The organism is Bacillus sp. FSL P4-0334 (genome assembly GCF_038004825.1).
In the GTDB taxonomy this organism is placed as follows: Bacteria; Bacillota; Bacilli; order Bacillales; family Bacillaceae; genus Bacillus; species Bacillus velezensis.
Genome location: NZ_JBBORX010000001.1, coordinates 2,111,634 through 2,132,112 on the forward strand (window position 1 = coordinate 2,111,634; position 20,479 = coordinate 2,132,112).

Sequence of the window (20,479 nt, forward strand, 5' to 3'; positions counted from 1 at the left end):
GTAAACATTTTCGTTTTTTGGAGATAATGTGTAGAATAAGGATAGACAAACTCGTTAAGGAGTATAAACGTTGGAGCAATTTTTATCATATTTGACTGAGGAACAGCTGACGGAATGGTTCCAAAGCTATAGAGCTTTCGGCCCGGCGGCTGCGGTTGCACTGCCTTTTATTGAAGCGTTTCTTCCGTTTTTGCCGCTCGTTGTATTTGTGGTGGCGAATACGAATGCATTTGGTTTGTGGGAAGGTTTTTTTCTGTCATGGCTCGGGTCTGCGGCAGGATCGATGCTGATGTTTTATGCCGTCCGCCGTTTCGGACAGAAAAGAGCTTTCGGTTTCATCCGCAGGCATCAGACCATAAGGCGGATGATGCTCTGGGTTGAGCGGCACGGTTTCGGTCCGCTGTTTATTTTACTTTGCTTCCCCTTTACGCCGTCCGCTGCGGTTCATATCGTTGCCGGTCTGTCACGGGTGGGGGCGCTGCAGTTTATTTCAGCAGCCGCTATGGGGAAAATGGTCATGATTTTTATGATCAGCTTTATCGGATATGATCTACATGCGCTCATGACACAGCCTTTCAGGATGGCGGGCGCCATTACAGTGATCGCGGTGCTGTGGTATGCCGGAAAGCATATCGAACGGCGTTTACAGACGAGAATCAGTCAGCATGAGAAAGACGGAGGGAGACAGGAATCTTGAAAAAACGATTTTGGTTTATAGCCGGCGTGCTTATCGTTGTTTTGGCCATACAATTAAAGAATGCCATTTTTATTGATTATAAAGTCGAAGGAATCAGCATGAATCCGACCTTTAAACAAGGAAATGAGCTGATGGTCAACAAGTTTTCCCATCGTTACAAAACGATCCGCCGTTTCGATATTGTCCTGTTTAAAGGCCCGCACCGCAAAGTGCTGATCAAACGTGTCATCGGGCTCCCCGGCGAGTCAATCGCATACAGGGAGGATCAGCTGTATGTGAATGGAAAACGGGTGGCGGAACCGTTTTTAAAACCGTTAAAGTCATCATTGTCCGCCGGGAGCCATGTGACCGGTGATTATACGCTGAAGGAAACGACCGGGCGCAAAAGCATACCGAAGGGACAATACTTTGTTATTGGCGACAACCGCATATACAGCCTCGACAGCCGTCATTTCGGTCCGATTAAGGATAAAGACATTGTCGGAGTCATCAGTGAATCAGACGCCAAGTAAACGGCGTCTTTTTTTTCGGAAATGATTGTAAAAAAGCAGAGGAAAGACTATAATGAAAATTGTTACGCGCGAAACAAAAAGGAGGCGTTTTATTTTTTGGTGATTTTGTTACTCGTGTAACAAAAAATATGAAAGAGGGCTGATGAGATGAAAACACAGGCTGCCATTATCGGGGGAGGTCCGGTCGGGCTTATGCTTGCATCAGAACTGGCGCTGGCCGGAGTGAAAACGACTGTCATTGAACGATTGAAAAAGACGGTGCCATATTCCAAAGCGCTTATCATGCATCCGCGCACACTTGAGCTTTTTGCCATGAGAGGCATATTGGAACGCTTTTTGGAAAAAGGGACGAAGGTGTCTTCCGGCCATTTTTCCATGCTGGATACACGGCTGGATTTTTCTCGGCTGGATACGAAGCAGAATTATTCGTTAATGCTGCCTCAGGCAGAAACGGAGCGGATTTTGGAGGAGTATGCATCAAGTCTCGGCGCAGACATCATCCGCGGGGCGGAAGCGGTGGCTGTCACCCAGACGGATGACGGAGTGGAGACGGTGTTCCGGGACGAAAGCGGGATCCGCACTCTTCACAGCTTATATGCCGCGGGTACAGACGGAGCGGGGAGCATTGTCAGGAAACAGGCGGGCATCGCTTTTTCGGGCACTGATGCCGACTTAACAGGAACCCTCTGTGATGCCGCTTTGAAACATCCGCCCGAATCTTCCTTTTTTTCAACGTGCCGCCTGGAGGGATCGGTTGTGATTGTCCCTCTTACGGACGGACTTTTCCGCGTCCTCATCGTTTCTCCGCACGCTCCGCAAAAGCGGAAGGAAGAGCCGGTCACCGAAAATGAGCTGAAAGAAGACCTGAGGCGGATATGCGGCACTGATTTCGGATTGGGTGATCCGGTATGGATGTCGCGGTTCGGCAATGCCGAGCGTCAGGCTGAGCAGTACCGCTCCGGCCGGGTTTTTGTGGCCGGTGATGCGGCGCACATTCATTTTCCCGCAGGCGGCCAAGGGCTGAACACGGGGCTTCAGGATGCCTTCAACCTCGGCTGGAAGCTGGCGGCGCAAATGAAGGGGAAAGCGGCGCCTTATCTTCTGGACAGCTATCATCAGGAAAGGCACAGCACAGGAAAAGAAGTGTTGCACAATATAAAAACCCAGATAAAGCTCATGGATTTTACCGAGTCGGGGATGGCATTAAGAGAAACGATGACCGCTTTGCTGGATTTTCAGGAGTCCAACCGTTTATTGGCGGGAAAAGTATCCGCGCTTGATCTGCATTATGAACCGGATGCGGAGCTGCCGCCGCATACCCTGAACGGAAAACGCCTGCCGGATATCGAATTGACCCTTCATGACGGGCGGCCGGCCCGGCTGTATGATTTTCTTCATAAGGGCGCCTTTGTGCTTTTGTCATTAAGAGGGAGCATTCCCGCCGGTATTGATACGGACAGCGTGGCAGCTGTCAGTGCGGAGCTTGCTGAAACACGTGCCGATTGGGATGACGTCCACACCGTTTTAATCCGGCCGGACGGCCACGCGGCATGGGCAGCCGGCGGCTCGGGACGTGAAGCGGAAGAAGCTGTTCTGGCCGGTTTGGAGAGATGGGGATTCATCTGATGCCCTTTTATGCGCCTGTGTGATTGTTTCTTGTGTAACAAAACGTTATAGTAAAAGAAACAATCAATACGGAAGGGTGATTCAGCAGTTGGACAGAAGACAGCCAGACCATGCAAAACACATGATTCTTGAAGGGCTGACAGATATTTTTCACGAGCAGGAGAGGTGTCAGGAGGACATCAGGGCGTCGTTGGCCGGACGGATGGACGAACTCCGTGAAGAAAACGGAAAAAAATTGCAGCTGACCTTGACGGAAATTCACATTTTGTCGTGTATCGGAGATCATGAACCGATCAATGTCACGTCAATAGCGGAAAAAATGAAGACGACAAAGCCGACCGTGTCGAGAAGCTGCGCGAAGTTTTTGGAAGCCGGCTTTCTGCGCAGGACCCGGCTGAGCGACAATAAAAAAGAAGTCTATTTCCGGCTGACTCCTGCCGGGAAAGAGCTGCATTCTCTTCATCATGAATATCATGAATTGATAAAAAAGCGGCTCTTGGCGTTTTTAGACCGCTATACAGATGAAGAACTGTTATTTGCTGAACGGCTGTTCCGTGATCTTTCAGCAAACTGGCGGTCTGTAAATGGCGGCGGAGAGCTGTTCAAATAAAAAACACGCATATGGATGCGTGTTTTTTTATTCGGATCATGTTCCTCTTTCTGCCCGGCCTCTCTCGCCGTGTGCCCGTTTCAGCTGAGAAAGGTGGTGCAGCAGACGATAGAAGGGCGGAAGCATGGCGATGACGAGAACGATCCGGATGACCTGAACCGCGACGACGAAAGTCGAGTCTTCGTGCAGGGTGATCGAAGTCGCCGCCATCTCGGCGATCCCGCCGGGAGAAAAGGCGAGAACAGATGTAATCATGGAGATGCCCGTTAATTTAGAAACCGCAACCGCGCTCAGAATCATGGCGGCAATTAATCCGACGGAAGAAATAAATCCGACAGTCAGCACTCTCGCCACGCCGGTGAACATGCTTTTGTACATTTTTGATCCGATTGTGGCGCCGAGAAAAATTTGTGACAGCTGGTTCGCTTCCGGCGGCCACCAGGCCAGCATGTCTTTGCCCGCCAAGGCGGACACGCCGATTTCCGCAGCAGCAACGCCGATCATGCTGCCGAGCAGCCAAGGGGCGGGAAATTTCAGCCGTTTTGCGCCTTTGCTTGCAAGCCAGGCAGCCAAAATAAATCCGGCCGTTAACAAGACGGGAGTAAGGCCCGGATGTGAAGCTCCTGCCGAAACGGCTCCGGCTGATGTCTGAGCTGCACCGTTTTGTTTGGTAAATAAGAAAATGACGAGAAACGGTATTGTCATGACGACCAAAAGGACGCGCGTCAGCTGAATAAGGCTTACAATCGCGGTGTTTGCGCCGACTTCCTGGGCGATACCCGGCATGGCGGATAAACCGCCTGGCGCCGTGCCTACAAAGCTTGTCATCATGTCCGTCCGGCTGAACCGAAAGAGCACATATCCGGAAACAAGCGCCATCACGATAGAGAAAATCAGCATGAAGCCTACCGGAAGCCAATGCTCCCGTAAAACCGACAGAACGGACAGGTTCAGTTTCTGGCCGAGTTCGATGCCGAGGATCATTTGTCCCGCTGCAAGCCATCTGCGGTGAATCCCTCTTCTGTCAGGCGCCATGAACAGCCAGCGGGGCCTCGTCATGGAGAGGATGCAGCCGGCGGCCAGCGTTCCGAGCATCCAGGCGATCGACATCCCTGTAAGCGAAAGAAGAAACCCCCCTGCCGCACTGATGAGAATAAACCAGATATCCGTAAGGAGATGTTTGTCTTTCTTCAATGAAAACCCTTCTTCCTGAAACATTCATATTAAATTGTTAAGCTCGTTAACCTTACTATTACTATAGTATAGATTTTGAGATAAATAAATAATGAATTATTTCTCATAATCCATTCATTTTTCTTATCGCAAACGCAAAAAAAGCTCCGGAGATGGGTGAGTGCACCCTACTCCGAAACCTCGCCCGCTTTTCCTTTCCACACAAAGGTCAATCCCAGACCGAGAAATAAAACCACACCTGCGAACAGAAACGGGAAGTGAATATTCATATCAAATAAAATACCGCCCAGAGCCGGGCCGAAAATGGTGCCCAAACTCGTGTATGTTGAGTTCATACCGGCAACAAACCCCTGCTGATTTCCTGCGATTTTCGATAAATAAGTAGTCAGTGCCGGGCGCAGTAAATCAAACGCAAGGAAAATGATGCAGGTGACAGCGAGCACGGGCAAAAATCCTGACATCACCGTAGAAACGAAAGCCAGCACAGCGCCGATGATCAGACAAAGCTGAATGACTTTTTTCTCCCCGAGGAAGTTGACAAGTCTTCCGAACGCGAGTACTTGAATGAGGACCGCCACAATGGAGCTGAACGTAATAATAATGGCGATATCCTTTGGCGTGAAGCCGAATTTATGGTTTGTAAATAAGCTGAATACCGTTTCGTACGCCGACAGTCCGAATGCCAAAACAAAAACGATGATAAAGGCGATCAAGTAGTTTGGATGAATCGACTTTTTCAAATCTTTTAAGAAAGTTGATTCTTTGACGCTTTCCAGCTGCTTTGCGCGTTCTTCTTTAGTTAACGGCTCTTTCAGCATAAAGACAGAGGAAATCACTGCGATAAATGCAATTCCCGCCGCAAAGAAAAACGGCATACGAACGCCGTGATCGGCAATAAATCCTCCTATGCCGGGCCCGATGATAAACCCTGTGCTGATGGCGGCAGATACATAGCCCATCGCCTTCGATCTTTCCTGCACCGTCGTAATATCTGCGACATACGCTGTAACAGCGGGCATGATAAAAGCGGCACTGATGCCCCCCAGCACCCTTGCGAAATATAAAATGGAGACATGTGTGCCCAATCCGAAGGTCAGTTCGGATAATGCGAATAAAAACAGTCCGGCGAGAATCATGATTTTTCTGCCGAAGCGGTCAACCCATCTCCCCGCAATGGGGGATGCAATTAATTGCGCAACGGCGAAGGCAGCGACAAGGTATCCCATTGTGCTGCCCGTCAAGTGCATCACATTCATAAACAGCGGCATAACGGGAATGATCAATCCGATGCCTAAAAACGCAATAAATATATTGCTTAATAAGATGATGAGTACAGCCTTTTGTTCTCTGATCGGTTTTTGCATGTTGTTTCTCCTTTGTCAGCTGTCATTCTGTTTATCAGCGCTGATCGACCCGTGAATAAACACGGAGATGGCTTCTTTTTGCAATTCGATTCTTTGCTGAATGGTATCGTTTTTATATAACACATCTAAACCGTAGAAGACGGATAGCAGGATTTTTACTTTTGATTCGACATGATGAATGGACCAGCTGCCGTCTTGATTTCCCTCTTCTAAGATCTCTCTCATCACATCGTCATATTCAATATCAATTTTGTTGAGCCGCTTTACGACCTCCTCTGACGTAAACGCACTCGCATAAAACTCTTCACTTGCTCTCATAAGCGGGTAATTGATGCTCATCCGGCTGAGCAGCTCCGCAAAGCCCGCCAGTTTTTCGGCAGCATCTTTCAGATCAGCTTCCATTTCCCTCCACGTCTCGATCATCACGCGGTGATCCTCTTCCATGATATGAAGAAACAGAAACTCTTTTCCTTTAAAATGGTGATATAGATTGCCTTTACTGATTTCGGCCGCCTCTAAAATATCCCGAATCGATGTTTCTGAATATCCTTTTTTTGCAAATAAGTCACGCGAAGCGGATACGAGCCTGTTCTTCGTCTTTTCGCTCTTTCCGGCACCGCCTTTTGTATTTGTCACTTCACACAGATCCTTTCCGCCTCATTCATATCGTTGTCCCGGCAAAGCGGGGCTCGGTTCGTTTAAAACCGACCAGTTGGTTTATTTTATTATAAAGGGTTTTTGCTGATTATACAATGAAGAAGGTATCCATTGTTTAGAGGGAGTATAAAACGGCTCGAAAAGTAAACCCCATTCTCTCATGTTGAGAGAACGGGGTTTGTCAGCGGTCTGAAGACTCCCGGCGGGGGAGCGTGATCTGCCTGAACCGTTATTTGCCGGTATTCACCTCGGTGTAGCTTGTGTTCGGCGCGTTTGATACCGTTCCCCCTGTATGGTGGGAAGGAGAGTGGGCCATATCGTATAAAAACCAGACGGCATGACGCTGTTCGTCAAATGCCGTGCGGGCAAATAACCGCTTCGCTTCCGGATGCACCGCTCTATCGGATGCCTGCAAATAAAAATCATTCGTTTTCTGCTCATCATAAAACGCCGCCCTCAGTCCTTCTCTGTATGTGTGCGGACAATGCTCCGTCTGTTTCGGCATCAACTGTTTTCCGGTAATTGACGTATACAGTGAAGAGAAAGCGTGCAGGTGGCGCACTTCTTCCTCTCTGATATGTTCGATTCGTCTTCTGATTTCTGCGGTTGGCGCTTTTTCGGCTAATATTGAGTAGCAAATCACAGCGCTGTATTCACCGTTTATGGATTTTACCAGATCCTTGATAAGCACAGAATCGTCACTGCAGATGGCTGTATAATGAAAAAAATTCTCGTGCATTTGACTCACCCCCGGATGTTTATAGGGTATTATACGGCGGCAGCCCGTGACATGTGCGGATGTCATGTTTATTCTTGATCTAGCGGCGATGTAATATGGTCGTCGTATGTGTCGACAAAAAGCCGGCCGTTGCTTCCGCGCACAGCGTATACGACGTCTTCCGGTTTGAGGTTTCTCTTGTCCAATTCTTCTCTCAGCCATTTTTCCGATACGTGGTTTTCTTCCAGATTCTTCATCACCAGCCGGCCGTCCATAATCAGCTCAACGGCAAAGTTCTTTTCATGTCCGGCAAAGATGCCGAGATCCTGTCTTGTAACGGGCGCGAATTCCGGTTTGACCTCCACTGACATGCTGCCGTTTGTTTCAATGATGGCAGTCTGAACCTGAGAAATGTCAAATACGTCATTTACACGCAGCTGCTGGTTCAAGTAGTCGATGGTATAACGCATCGTTTTCATATTATGCTCAAGTATTTTACCGTTTTGAATGATAATGGTCGGTTTGCCTGCAAAGAAACCCCTCAGGACCCTGTTTTTCATAGAAAGATATGCGACAAGGTAAATGATTGCCACGAAAATAATGTAGGCAATGACATGATAATGAATCGGCAGCTTTGTATTAAACGACAGATTTGCCGTGATGGCGCCGAGCGAGATGGCCGCAATGAAATCAAAAAGCGTCATCTGTGAAATGGTTTGTTTACCGAGTATCCGGGCGCCGATAAACAGAATGCTGAACGACAGAGCCGTCCGTACAATTACTTCGGGATATTCTGACATCATCATTAGTCCTTTTTTCTTTATTTTGGTCAAAAACGATATTTTTTAAAACAGTCATCCCGTTTTTACCAGCAGATGAGATTGGTCATTTTCGTCAACTTTCGATAAAATGTAGAAAGATAAAAAGAGAGGGGTCTTCTAATTTGGGTGTTGAGTTTTTAGTAGGCAGATCGGGGAGTGGGAAAACGAGGCTGATTATCGACAGCATTCAAGATGAACTGCGCCGGGAGCCGTTCGGGAAACCGATCATTTTTCTAGTCCCGGATCAAATGACGTTTTTAATGGAATATGAGCTTGCTAAAACGCCGGATATCGGCGGCATGATACGCGCTCAAGTGTTCAGTTTTTCGCGTTTGGCGTGGCGCGTGCTTCAGCATACCGGGGGCATGAACCGCCCGTTTGTGACGACGACGGGTGTGCAGATGCTTTTAAGGAAATTGATTGAAGAATATAAGCACGAGTTTAAAGTGTATCAAAAAGCGAGTGATAAAACCGGGTTCACTGAGCAGGTGGAACGGATGCTGACAGAGTTTAAGCGGTACTGTATTGAGCCTGAAGACGTCCGACGCATGGCGGAAAGCGGAACGGCGTCAGAATATCGCGGAGAGCGGATGCTGTCTGAAAAACTTCATGATTTAGGCATTTTATATCAGCAGATGGAAAGAAGCCTCGCCGGACACTATTTGCATTCAGAGGATTATTTGACGCTGCTCGCTCAGCAGATTCCTTTGGCGGACGTTGTAAAAGGCGCCCGTGTTTACGTCGACGGATTCTATCAATTTACGCCGCAGGAATTAAGGGTGCTGGAGCAGCTGATCATGCATGCTGAACATGTCACATTCTCGCTGACGGCGGACAGCCCTTCGGCGGAACAGGCACCGGATGAGCTCGATCTGTTCAGAATGACGGGAAGCACATACTATAAGCTTTATCAGACGGCAAAGGAATTGAATGCCGATATTTCCTGCAAGGAACTGCATGGCACGAAGCGGCATCAGCATGCGCCGGAGCTTGCCTGTATAGAGTCGCAGTACGATGTGCGTCCCGCCGCGGCGTATACCGGCGGACAGGAAGCTTTTACCGTCATGCAGGCGCAAAACAGAAGAGCTGAGCTTGAAGGTATTGCCCGGGAAATTCAATCACTTGTCCGGGACGGAGGATACCGGTACAAAGATATGGCGATTCTCATCCGTCAGCCGGAAGATTATAAAGATTTGCTGAAGGAAGTGTTTGCCGATTACGGGCTTCCTTATTTTATTGACGGAAAAGCTTCTATGCAGCATCACCCGCTTATTGAATTCATCCGTTCAAGCCTGGATGTCGTGAAGGGGAACTGGAGATATGAAGCGGTGTTCCGCTGTGCGAAAACCGAACTGTTATTCCCGCTTGATCAGCCGGAGCAGAAAATAAGGGAGCAGGTTGATCAGCTTGAAAATTACTGTATCGCCTACGGCATTAAAGGGGAGCGCTGGACGAGCGGCGAGCGGTTTGTATACAGGCGCTTCGTATCGCTCGATGAGGATTTCGCGCAGACGGATCAGGAAATAGAGATGGAGAACATGCTGAATGAGACGAAAGAGTGGATGGCCGCGCCCCTTGTCCGGCTTCAAAACCGGATGAAAAAAGCGAAAACGGTTCAAAGCATGGCGGAGGCTCTTTATCTCTTTTTGGAAGATACCGATGTTCCCCTGAAGCTGGACCGGAAAAGGCAGCGGGCCGAAGAGGCCGGAAACATGATCGAAGCGCAGCAGCACGGCCAGGCGTGGGATGCCGTTATCCAGCTTCTCGAGGAGTTTGCCGGCATGATGGGTGAAGATGAAATATCTTTGGCGCTGTTCCAGCAAATGCTTGAAACGGGAACGGAATCGCTTCATTTTTCTTTAATTCCTCCTGCGCTTGACCAAGTATTTGTAGGGAATATGGATCTCTCAAGAATGTACGGCACGTCCTGCACATTCGTCATCGGGGCCAATGACGGCGTTCTTCCGGCGCGCCCGGATGAAAACGGCGTGCTGTCTGATGATGACAGGGAGTGGCTGAAAGCAGTCGGAGTGGAGCTGTCTTCCGCGGGGCGTGAGCGGCTGCTTGATGAGCATTTTCTCATCTATATGGCGCTGTCGAGTCCGTCTGACCGTCTTTATGTGTCATACCCGATTGCCGATGCGGAAGGAAAAACGCTCCTGCCGTCAATCGTTGTAAACCGGCTTGGCGAGCTGTTTCCCGATCATCAGGAAAAGCTGTCAGCGGCTGATCCCGAGCAGGTAAGCGAAGAAGAGCAGCTTCAGTATCTCGTCAATAAACAGGTGGCTCAGACATATACGGCAAGTCAGCTCAGGCTGTGGACAAGAGAGTACGAGATCAGTGACGTATGGTGGAGCGCATACAATGTGCTGATGAAAGAGCCTGATCACCAGCGTGCGAAAAAGCTGTTTTCAAGCTTGTTTTTCCGCAATGAGGCGAAGCGTCTTGAACGGCCTGTTTCGCGCCAGCTTTACGGCGAGCATATTAAAGGAAGCGTCTCCCGGATGGAGGCGTTTAATGCCTGCCAGTTTTCTCATTTTGCATCTCACGGGCTTCAATTAAAAGAGCGGCAGTTTTTCAAGCTGGACGCGCCGGATATCGGCCAGCTGTTTCACTCCAGCCTGAAGCTGATTTCAGACCGGCTTCGTGAGCAGAAGCTGGAATGGCGCGATCTGACGAAAGATCAGTGCCGGAATTTCTCCTATGAAGCGGTGGAACGGCTTGCGCCAAAGCTGCAAAAAGAGATTCTGCTCAGCTCAAACAGACACTTTTATGTGAAGGAAAAACTGCAGAAGATCGTCACGCGTGTTTCTGGCATATTAAGCGAGCATGCGAAGGCGAGCGGTTTCGTCCCGGTCGGTCTTGAACTCGGTTTCGGCGGAAGCGGGCCGCTGCCTCCGCTCACTTTCACGCTGAAAAACGGCTGTACGATGGAACTCGTCGGACGGATCGACCGCGTGGATAAAGCGGAAAGCTCAAAAGGCCTGCTGCTGAGAATCGTTGATTATAAATCAAGCGACAGGGGGCTTGATCTGGCTGAGGTGTATTACGGGCTCGCTCTGCAAATGCTCACATATCTTGACTTATCGATTACACATTCCGAAGATTGGCTCGGTATGAAAGCGACCCCGGCAGGCGTTTTGTATTTCCATATTCATGATCCGATGATTCAGGCCAGTCTGCCGATGGGGCTTGATGAAATCGAGCAGGAAATTTTTAAGAAATTTAAAATGAAAGGCCTTCTCCTCGGTGACCGGGAGGCGATCAGCCTGATGGACACGACTTTGGAGGAAGGGCGTTCAAATATCGTCAATGCCGGTTTGAAAAAGGACGGTTCTTTAAGATCCGACTCAGCCGCGGTCAGCGAACGGGATTTTCATCTGCTGACAGACCATGTGCGGCGGACATTTGAACAGGCGGGCGAAGCGATAACGGACGGGCTTGTGTCCATTACTCCGTATAAGCTGAAAGATAAGACGCCTTGTACGTACTGTGCGTTTCAATCGGTGTGCCAGTTTGATGAGTCGCTTAAGGAAAATGAATACCGCAGCCTGAAAGCGGAAAAAGACGGCACCATACTGGATTGGCTGAAGAAGGAGGCGGATGATGATGCAAATTCCTAAACCGAAAGACAGCATATGGACGGATGACCAATGGAGCGCCATCGTTTCTTCCGACCGCGATATTCTGGTCGCTGCCGCAGCCGGATCAGGTAAAACGGCCGTGCTCGTGGAACGGATGATCAGAAAGATAACCGCGGAGGAAGATCCGGTTGATGTTGACAGGCTCCTTGTGGTGACCTTTACAAACGCCTCAGCAGCGGAGATGAAGCATCGGATCGCGGAAGCATTAGAAAAAGAGCTCGCCAAAAATCCGGGATCTCTGCATATCAGACGGCAGCTCTCTCTCTTGAATCGGGCGAGCATTTCGACGCTTCACTCTTTCTGTCTGCAAGTGCTTAAAAAATATTATTATATGATTGATCTTGACCCCGGTTTTCGGATGGCTGACCAGACGGAAGGCGAATTGCTCGGAGACGAAGTTCTTGATGAGCTGTTTGAAGATGAATACGCAAAAGGGAATCAGGCGTTTTTTGAGCTTGCGGACAGATATACGACAGACAGGCATGATCTGGATCTTCAAGACCTTGTCAAACGGGTGTACGAGTATTCCCGGTCGCATCCTGACCCGGAAGTATGGCTGCAAAGCTTTGTCCGCCTGTATGACGTGACGGAAGAAAGCAAAATGGAAGAGCTTCCGTTTTACCAGTATGTGAAAGAAGATGCTGAAATGGCGCTCTTCGGGGCAAAACAAAAGCTTGAAAAGGCGCTTGAACTGACAAAAGCGCCCGGCGGGCCGGCCCCGCGCGCTGATAATTTTCTGGATGACCTTCAGCAGATAGAAGAGCTGATCAGCTGCCGGCATGACTTCGATGCGCTGTATGAACGGGTTCCCGCAGTTTCCTTTAAACGGGCGAAGGCGGTAAAGGGTGATGAATTTGACAAAGCGCTTTTGGACGAAGCGACCGATTTGCGAAACGGCGCGAAGAAACTGATCGAAAAGGTAAAGACCGATTATTTTACAAGAAGTCCGCAAGATCACTTAAAGAGTTTAGCAGATATGAAGCCTGTCATCGAAACGCTCGTTCAGCTCGTGATATCGTACGGAAAACGATTTGAAGCGGCGAAACAAGAAAAATCAATTATTGATTTCTCAGATTTGGAACATTACTGCCTGGCGATTTTAACTGCGGTTGATGAAGAAGGCCGGCGGGTGCCGAGCGAAGCGGCCGTTTATTATCAAGACCAGTTCCATGAAGTTCTGGTTGATGAATATCAAGATACGAATCTTGTGCAAGAGTCTATCCTGCAGCTTGTTAAAAGCGGGAATGAAGAGGCGGGAAATCTGTTTATGGTAGGCGATGTCAAACAATCGATCTACCGTTTCAGACTTGCTGAGCCGCTGCTGTTTCTCGGGAAATATAAAAGGTTTACAGAAAGCGGGGCAGGCACGGGGCAGAAAATTGATCTGAACCAAAATTTCCGCAGCCGCTCCGATATTTTGGACAGTACGAATTTCTTGTTTAAGCAGCTGATGGGCGGAAAAATCGGCGAAGTGGATTACGATGAACAGGCGGCATTGAAGCTCGGCGCATCGTATCCGCCGAATGACGCGGCAAAAACGGAACTGCTGCTCATTGACAGCGCTGATGACGCAGACAGCTCCGAGGATGCCGAAGACTTTGAAACTGTGCACTGGGAAGCGAAAGCGATAGCCGGGGAGATCCGAAAGCTTGTCTCATCTCCGTTTAAGGTATATGACGGCAAAACAAAAACACACCGGAATATCCAGTACCGGGATATCGTAATTTTGCTGCGCTCCATGCCGTGGGCGCCGCAATTAATGGAAGAGCTGAAAAACCAGGGCATTCCGGTGTACGCCAATTTGACGTCGGGTTACTTTGAAGCCGTGGAGGTGGCTGCGGCGCTTTCAGTCTTGAAGGTGATTGATAATCCGTATCAGGATATTCCGCTTGCTTCCGTGCTGCGCTCGCCCATCGTCGGATGTGACGAAAATGAACTTGCGCTGATACGCCTTGAAAAGAAAAAAGCGCCGTTTTATGAAGCGCTGAAAGCATATATAGCGAACGCTGACAGGCATGATGACCTGTATCAAAAACTGAGAACCTTTTATGACAGTCTGCAAAAGTGGCGGTCATTTTCGACGAATCATTCGGTGTCTGAGCTGATTTGGGAAGTATACCGCGATACCGGATATTTTGACTATGCAGGCGGCATGCCCGGCGGAAAGCAGCGCCAGGCCAATCTGCGCGTCTTGTATGACCGGGCGCGCTCGTACGAAGCGACGGCGTTCCGCGGGTTATTCCGCTTTTTGCGGTTCATTGAACGGATGCAGGAGCGCGGCGATGATCTGGGGACGGCCCGGGCGCTCAGCGAGCAGGAGGATGTCGTTCGGCTGATGACGATCCACAGCAGCAAAGGACTTGAATTCCCCGTCGTTTTCACCGCCGGACTCGGCAGAAGTTTTAATATGATGGATCTCAACAAATCATACCTGCTTGATAAAGAGCTCGGTTTCGGCACGAAGTATATCCATCCGGAACTCAGAATCAGCTATCCGACTCTTCCGCTTGTGGCGATGAAGAAAAAGATGCGCAGAGAGCTCTTATCCGAAGAATTGCGCGTATTGTATGTGGCGCTGACCAGAGCGAAGGAAAAGCTGTTTCTCGTCGGTTCCTGCAAAAACCGGGAAAAACAGCTGGCCAAATGGCAGGCGCAAGCAGACCGGGCCGATTGGCTTCTTTCTGAATTCGACCGCTATCAGGCGTCATCTTATTTGGACTTTATCGGGCCGGCGCTCATCCGCCACCGTGACATGGAGGCGCACAGGACGCCGGGACTTTCCTCATCTGAGGATATCGCGCGCGACCCGTCGCGTTTTCACATCCGGATGCTGCAGCAAAGTGAATTGCTGGAAGAGAATCCAAAAGAACGTGCTGAAGAAAAGAGCAAACGTCTCAAAGCGATTCAGCAGGGCGAGCCGATTCCTGATTCGTTTTCATTTGATGATCAGGCGCGCCGTCTGCTTGAATGGGAATATCCGTACCGAGAGCTGACGGCTATCAGAACGAAGCAATCAGTTTCTGAGCTGAAGAGAAAGCAAGAATACGAGGATGAATACAGCGGCCGCTCTCTCATCAAACCGTCAGGAGACACGCTTTTATACAGGCGTCCCGGTTTTATGATGAAAAAAGGGCTGACAGCCGCCGAAAAAGGGACGGCGATGCATACGGTGATGCAGCACATACCGCTGACGCACGTTCCGACTGCCGAAGAAGCGGAGCGGACGGTCCGGATGCTTTACGAAAAAGAGCTGCTGACAGAAGAACAGCAGGAAGCTATTGATATAGAAGAAATTGTCCAGTTTTTCGGAACTGAAATCGGGAAAGACCTTCTCGGGGCGCGGCGGATTGACCGGGAAGTGCCGTTCAGTATGGCGCTTCCGGCCGGCGAGGTGTACAAGGATGCCGAAACGGCCGGTGAACCGCTGCTCGTGCAGGGGATTATTGACTGCCTCTACGAAACTGCGGACGGTCTCTATTTGCTGGACTATAAAACAGATCGGATAGAGGGGAAATTCCGGAACGGATTTGAAGGCGCGGCTCCGATTCTGCAAAAAAGGTATGAAACACAAATCGAATTGTATACAAAAGCGGTTGAACAAATTACAAAAACGAAAGTGAAAGGGCGTGCGCTCTATTTCTTCGATGGAGGTCACGTTCTTACACTGTAACAAGATCCGAAGCTCCTTTTTGGAGCGGATCTTTTTTTCTATCAAAAAGTGAGGTGAATGCGGTATGCGCATTTTACATACAGCTGACTGGCACCTCGGCAAAACGCTGGAAGGCAGAAGCCGGCTGAGCGAGCAGGCCGAGGTATTGGAAGAGCTGAATACCATTGTCAAGGAAGAAAATATTGATGCGGTCATTATGGCGGGGGATGTATTTGATACGGTCAACCCGCCTGCGCTCGCTGAACAATTGTATTACGAAAGTCTTTCCGCGCTTTCTGACGGCGGAAAGCGCCCGGTCGTCGTCATTGCCGGAAACCATGACAATCCCGACAGGCTGGCGGCGGCTTCTCCGTTAACAAATGAGCGCGGCATTCATTTAATCGGCTATCCGCGGACAGAACCCGTGCATATTGAAGTGCCGTCGGCGGACGAGCTGTTAGCCGTAGCTGCGCTGGCATATCCGTCAGAGGCGAGATTAAACGAAGTGCTTTCTGATACGTTTGAGGAAAAGCTTCTTCGCGATCATTACGATGTCAAAATCAGAGAGGCGTTTGCTCACATGTGCGGACTGTGCCGGGACGATGCCGTGAAAATCGCGGCGAGCCACATTTATGTCGCGGGGGGAAATCAGACCGATTCAGAGCGTCCGATTGAAGTCGGGGGCGCTTACACAGTTGCCGCTGACAGCCTGCCGGCTGATGCGGCTTACGTGGCTCTCGGCCATCTCCACCGTCCGCAAACGATCAAGCGCGCCAAGACGGCTGCCCGTTATTCGGGCTCTCCGCTGGCATACAGCTTTTCGGAAGCCGGTTATGCCAAATCGGTGACGGTGGTAGAAGCGAAGCCCGGCGGAGAAGCGAAGTGGGAAGAGATTTTCCTGTCTTCCGGTAAACCGCTCGTCAAATGGAAAGCGGAGGGGCTGAGCGAGGTTCACGGCTGGCTCGATGAAGGGCGTGACCGGAATGCCTGGATCGATCTTGATATCCATTTGACGGATCAGCTTTCTCTCGAGGAAATTCATCGGCTGAGAAAGGCGCATCCCGGCTTTATCCATATCAGGCCGGTTTTTGAAGAAAAAGAGACCGGCAATGACCGGATTGAAGTGAAACACACATCAATTGAGGATCGCTTTAAGAAGTTTTATGAAAAACAAACGGGCGGCGGCGTGCCGGATGAGGAGATGGTCAAGCTGTTTTTAGAGCTTGCGTCAACAGATGATGAGGAGGATGCGACATGAAGCCGATTCTGTTAACGATAAAAGGGCTCCACAGCTTCAGAGAGGAACAGACCATCGATTTTGCCGGACTGTCCGGAGCCGGGGTGTTCGGAATTTTCGGGCCGACCGGAAGCGGAAAATCATCAATCCTTGATGCCATGACACTCGCTTTATACGGAAAAGTGGAGCGCGCCGCAAATAATACGCACGGCATCCTGAATCATGCCGAAGAGCAGCTCGCCGTCTCATTTACATTCGCGCTTCAATCCGGCCACCGGGTTTCCTACAAGGTCGAGCGCGTTTTTAAGAGAACGGATGAAACGAAAGTAAAAACCGCCCTCTGCCGCTTGATTGAAATCAAAGACGAACAAACGGTGCTGGCCGATAAAGCGAATGAAGTGAACAAAAAGGTAGAGGAGCTTCTTGGCCTGACCATTGACGACTTTACAAGAGCCGTCGTGCTGCCGCAAGGAAAGTTTGCCGAGTTTCTGTCGCTTAAAGGCGCGGAAAGAAGACATATGCTCCAGCGCCTGTTTAATCTGGAACAGTACGGGGACAGGCTTGTCAAAAAATTGCGGCGGCGGGCGCAGGAAGCGGCAGCGAAAAAAAATGAAATGCTGGCGGAACAATCCGGGCTCGGAGACGCAGGAGAAGATGCGCTGAAGCAGGCTGAACAGCAGTTTCACGAAGCGAACGAACGGCTTGAAGAAGCTGAGAAGAAACGGGTCCGGGCAAAAGAGCGCTTTGAGAATCACCAGGAAATTTGGAACCTGCAGACAGAAAGAGATGAATATGAGCGCCGGGAGAAAAAGCTTGAGGAAAGACGCCCGTACATCACGGATTTGACTGAGCGTCTTAAAGAGGCGGAAACAGCTCTCGCCCTTGAGCCGTACGCAGACCGTTACACAGAAGCCGTCCGCCGGAAGCAGCGCGCCGAACAGGAACACGAACTGGCCAAACGGAAATCAGAGGCGGAAACCGTTTCATTTACCCGGCAAAATGAAGCCTATGAAGCATGGCGGGCCCATAAGGCCGAACAGGAGCCGAAGCTTGTCAAGGAAGAAGAGCTGTATCAAAGACTTTCAGCCATTGAACAAAAACTGCTTGAAGCGAAAAAAGAAGCGGAAAAAACAAATGCGGAACACAGCAAAAAAGAGGAAGAATACGAAGCCGCCTCGAAACAGCTGGCCGGAGTGAAAGACCGCCTGACCCGCGGCCAAAACAGGCAGAATGAGCTGAAAGAAGAGCTGAAAGCAGTTCAAGTGACCGCCGATGAACGGAAAAAATGCCAGACCGCAGCACAGCTGGCGGCGGGCTTTCAGCAGACACAGGAACAAATCACGAAAGAGCGGGCCAATCTGACAACGCAGCTGAAAAACGTGGAGAAGCTGAACGGAGAAAGCGAGTCGCTCACAGCGAAAGCGAAAACGGAAGAGGAAGACATTACGCGCGCTTATCAAACGCTTCAAACCGTTTACCATATGGTCTGTGAAACGGAACGTTCACTGAAAGCCGCAGCCGAACGGGCTGACAAAACGCAAGCCGATCTCCGCAGGCGCTCAGAGGAAGCGAGAACGGCTGCATTAACAAAAGAATTATCGGAAAAACTAATCGAAGGAAAGCCTTGTCCTGTATGCGGCTCGACGCAGCATGACCGCCCGCGTTCCGCTCATGAAACATTCTCGCCTGATACGGCTGTGCAGGAACAGTTGCAGCAGGTTGAAGCGCTGCTTTCTGAGGCGGCGGCTCTTTCTCAGGAGGTGCTGACAGCCAAGGTTGCATTAGAAGAGCAGTCGGGGCGTTTTACCGAAGAATGTCCGTTTCTGCAAAGCGCCCGGGTTCCGGAGCTGGAAGCCGCTTCTTCCATCAGCGGACGCCCGCTTGATGAAGCGTTCAGCGCCGTCCGCTTGGAGTGGAAACAAATGAAACAGGATATGCTGTCGGTAAAAGAGAAGGTCACAAGACTGATCAGCGCGCATCAGCAGACGGTGAAACAAGCTGAGCAGCTTGCCGAACGAATCCGCTACGAGGAAAAAGAAGCCGGCCGTCTCAGACATTCATTAGAAGAGCTTGAATCGCTGTCAGAAAGCCGATTGAATCAGTACAATGAAGTCTGCGGTGATATTCCGCCAAACCAGATTGACGCCTGGCAGGCTTCGATAGATGAGAAGGACAGGCAGGCAGAAGAATGTGAGAAGCGCATTGAAACAAGCATCGCATTCCTCAAGGAACATGAAGAGGAGAAAGAACGCCTGCAGGAGATGAAGCATCGGCTTGAACGGGAACGGCTCGAGCTTCACTATGCGTCTGAGCGCCTGCAGCAGGTGATTGACGGATATGAACAAGAGCTCGGAACAGCAGCTGAAGAAACATCAATTTCCGCAAAGCTTGAAGCGGTGCGGCAGGAATTACAGCTGTTAAAATCCAAAGAACAGTCCCTATTCGATGCGCTGAAGCAGGCGCAGCAATCACTGAATGACGCAAAAGGCCGGGAATCCGGGAGTCTCATGTCACTCAGGGATGCTGAGACCTCCCTTGAGAAAGCGCAAAACGACTGGCGCGTGAGGTCAAAAGACACCGGGTTTGCCGACCCGGACCAAGTCAAAAAAAGTCTGCTTCCGCAAGGGCGTGCAGAGGAAATGAAAAAAGAAATAGATGAGTTCTTGGACACCTCAAAACAGCTATCGGCAAATATCAGCCGTGTTACTGATAAATTAGCCGAGCGCCGGATATCGGAGGAAGAATGGACAGCATCCGTTTCTCTGCTGAAGCAGGCAGAGGCTGAGTCAGGCGCCGCCATGGAGGAAAAAGGAGCACAGGCAAAAGCTTTCGCGGTTATGCAAAAACAGCATAAGCGCTTTAAAGAGATTGAAGCCGAACTGAAAAGCTGGCAGACACAGATTGACAGGCTTGATAAGCTCCAGTCTGTATGTAAAGGCAATACATTCGTCGAATTTTTAGCGGAAGAACAGCTGGAAAGCGTGGCTCGAGACGCCTCTGCCCGTCTCGGAGCTTTGACAAGGCAGCGGTATGCCATATTAGTCGATTCAGAAGGCGGTTTCGTCATGCGTGATGACGCGAACGGAGGCGTCAAACGGCCCGTATCAAGCCTTTCCGGCGGAGAGACGTTTCTGACATCGCTGTCGCTTGCGCTTGCCTTGTCCGCCCAGATTCAGCTGCGGGGGCAATACCCGCTGCAATTCTTTTTCTTAGATGAAGGATTCGGGACTCTTGACCAAGGGCTCTTAGACACCGTTGTCACAGCGCTCGAAAAGCTGCAATCGGACAACTTATCCGTCGGAGTGATCAGCCATGTGCAGGAGCTGAGAGCGCGTCTGCCGAAAAAATTAATCGTTCATCCGTCCGAGCCGGGCGGGAAAGGCACCCGGGTCACATTGGAGATCATGTAGAAAGGAGAAGGAATCATGGCCGATTCTGCCGAGGGCACATGTGAATTATGCGGCCGCCATCATGTGCGGCTGACGGAGCACCACTTAACGCCTAAGGAAGAAGGCGGGACATTCCTTCCGACCGCAATGCTCTGCATCCCTTGTCATAAACAGGTTCACGCTCTCTATACGAATCAGGAGCTTGCGGCAAGGCTCGCGGGAATAGAAGAGCTGCGGCGTGACCCGAAACTCGCGCGGTTTGTGAAATGGATCAGAAAACAGCCGCCGGAAAAGCTTGTAAAAACAAAAAAAGCAAATGAACGAAAATAACGCTGAACCAAAAGCAGCCCTCTTCTGAAAG

The 20,479-nt window shown here is 50.2% G+C and carries 14 protein-coding genes; 9 read left to right on the top strand and 5 right to left on the bottom strand.

Annotation, left to right across the window (positions count from 1 at the left end; genetic code table 11):
* Window positions 1-70: 70 nt before the first annotated feature.
* The 4 genes from NSQ37_RS10850 (at window position 71) to NSQ37_RS10865 (ending at window position 3,445) form a co-directional block, all read left to right on the top strand.
* Window positions 71-697 carry a TVP38/TMEM64 family protein gene (locus NSQ37_RS10850; protein WP_015239532.1) on the top strand — a complete coding sequence of 209 codons (627 nt, stop codon included), beginning with the start codon at window positions 71-73 and terminating at the stop codon, window positions 695-697.
* Window positions 694-1,209 carry a signal peptidase I gene (lepB, locus tag NSQ37_RS10855; protein WP_003155158.1) on the top strand — a complete coding sequence of 172 codons (516 nt, stop codon included), beginning with the start codon at window positions 694-696 and terminating at the stop codon, window positions 1,207-1,209. The genes NSQ37_RS10850 and lepB overlap by 4 nt, the downstream gene beginning before the upstream one ends.
* A 147-nt stretch (window positions 1,210-1,356) precedes the next feature.
* Entirely contained in the window at window positions 1,357-2,835 is a 1,479-nt protein-coding gene (locus tag NSQ37_RS10860; protein ID WP_341123722.1) for a monooxygenase, read from the top strand.
* A gap of 88 nt (window positions 2,836-2,923) precedes the next feature.
* Entirely contained in the window at window positions 2,924-3,445 is a 522-nt protein-coding gene (locus tag NSQ37_RS10865) for a MarR family transcriptional regulator (RefSeq protein WP_012117244.1), read from the top strand.
* 36 nt (window positions 3,446-3,481) lie between these two features.
* On the opposite strand, the gene NSQ37_RS10870 is transcribed toward NSQ37_RS10865, so the two are convergent.
* The 5 genes from NSQ37_RS10870 to NSQ37_RS10890 form a co-directional block, all read right to left on the bottom strand.
* Window positions 3,482-4,639 carry an AbrB family transcriptional regulator gene (locus tag NSQ37_RS10870; RefSeq protein WP_015239535.1) on the bottom strand — a complete coding sequence of 386 codons (1,158 nt, stop codon included), beginning with the start codon at window positions 4,637-4,639 and terminating at the stop codon, window positions 3,482-3,484.
* 167 nt (window positions 4,640-4,806) lie between these two features.
* Window positions 4,807-6,003: an MFS transporter gene (locus tag NSQ37_RS10875; protein WP_007409175.1), complete on the bottom strand. Its 1,197-nt coding sequence runs from the start codon at window positions 6,001-6,003 to the stop codon at window positions 4,807-4,809.
* Between the two features lie 15 nt (window positions 6,004-6,018).
* Complete coding sequence (locus NSQ37_RS10880) at window positions 6,019-6,639, bottom strand: TetR/AcrR family transcriptional regulator (protein ID WP_012117247.1); 621 nt, start codon at window positions 6,637-6,639, stop codon at window positions 6,019-6,021.
* A 250-nt stretch (window positions 6,640-6,889) separates the two neighbouring features.
* A complete protein-coding gene (locus tag NSQ37_RS10885; protein ID WP_025284528.1) occupies window positions 6,890-7,399 on the bottom strand; it encodes a ferritin-like domain-containing protein in 510 nt (169 codons plus the stop codon).
* A 68-nt stretch (window positions 7,400-7,467) separates the two neighbouring features.
* Window positions 7,468-8,181: a DUF421 domain-containing protein gene (locus tag NSQ37_RS10890; protein WP_079891472.1), complete on the bottom strand. Its 714-nt coding sequence runs from the start codon at window positions 8,179-8,181 to the stop codon at window positions 7,468-7,470.
* A 140-nt stretch (window positions 8,182-8,321) separates the two neighbouring features.
* Here NSQ37_RS10890 and addB point away from each other — a divergent pair, with 140 nt between their 5' ends.
* The 5 genes from addB (at window position 8,322) to NSQ37_RS10915 (ending at window position 20,448) form a co-directional block, all read left to right on the top strand.
* The gene (gene addB / locus NSQ37_RS10895) at window positions 8,322-11,822 is read left to right on the top strand and encodes a helicase-exonuclease AddAB subunit AddB (RefSeq protein WP_069007028.1); all 3,501 of its coding nucleotides are present in this window, start codon (window positions 8,322-8,324) and stop codon (window positions 11,820-11,822) included.
* Window positions 11,809-15,513 carry a helicase-exonuclease AddAB subunit AddA gene (addA, locus tag NSQ37_RS10900; RefSeq protein WP_341124679.1) on the top strand — a complete coding sequence of 1,235 codons (3,705 nt, stop codon included), beginning with the start codon at window positions 11,809-11,811 and terminating at the stop codon, window positions 15,511-15,513. Before addB ends, addA begins: the two co-directional genes overlap by 14 nt.
* 64 nt (window positions 15,514-15,577) lie before the next feature.
* Window positions 15,578-16,750 (top strand): exonuclease subunit SbcD, encoded by a 1,173-nt coding sequence (gene sbcD / locus NSQ37_RS10905; protein WP_326364973.1) that lies wholly within the window; start codon window positions 15,578-15,580, stop codon window positions 16,748-16,750.
* On the top strand, window positions 16,747-20,139 hold the full coding sequence (sbcC, locus tag NSQ37_RS10910) for an exonuclease subunit SbcC (RefSeq protein ID WP_326364974.1): 3,393 nt from the start codon (window positions 16,747-16,749) through the stop codon (window positions 20,137-20,139). The genes sbcD and sbcC overlap by 4 nt, the downstream gene beginning before the upstream one ends.
* A gap of 15 nt (window positions 20,140-20,154) precedes the next feature.
* Complete coding sequence (locus NSQ37_RS10915; protein ID WP_003155144.1) at window positions 20,155-20,448, top strand: hypothetical protein; 294 nt, start codon at window positions 20,155-20,157, stop codon at window positions 20,446-20,448.
* Window positions 20,449-20,479 lie beyond the last annotated feature (31 nt).

Bases quoted from the DNA above. Each gene is read 5' to 3' on its own strand.
- NSQ37_RS10860 (WP_341123722.1), top strand. From the start codon at position 1,357: ATGAAAACACAGGCTGCCATTATCGGGGGAGGTCCGGTCGGGCTTATG.
- NSQ37_RS10875 (WP_007409175.1), bottom strand. From the start codon at position 6,003: ATGCAAAAACCGATCAGAGAACAAAAGGCTGTACTCATCATCTTATTA.
- NSQ37_RS10885 (WP_025284528.1), bottom strand. From the start codon at position 7,399: ATGCACGAGAATTTTTTTCATTATACAGCCATCTGCAGTGACGATTCT.
- NSQ37_RS10890 (WP_079891472.1), bottom strand. From the start codon at position 8,181: ATGATGTCAGAATATCCCGAAGTAATTGTACGGACGGCTCTGTCGTTC.
- addA (WP_341124679.1), top strand. From the start codon at position 11,809: ATGCAAATTCCTAAACCGAAAGACAGCATATGGACGGATGACCAATGG.
- sbcD (WP_326364973.1), top strand. From the start codon at position 15,578: ATGCGCATTTTACATACAGCTGACTGGCACCTCGGCAAAACGCTGGAA.
- sbcC (WP_326364974.1), top strand. From the start codon at position 16,747: ATGAAGCCGATTCTGTTAACGATAAAAGGGCTCCACAGCTTCAGAGAG.
- NSQ37_RS10915 (WP_003155144.1), top strand. From the start codon at position 20,155: ATGGCCGATTCTGCCGAGGGCACATGTGAATTATGCGGCCGCCATCAT.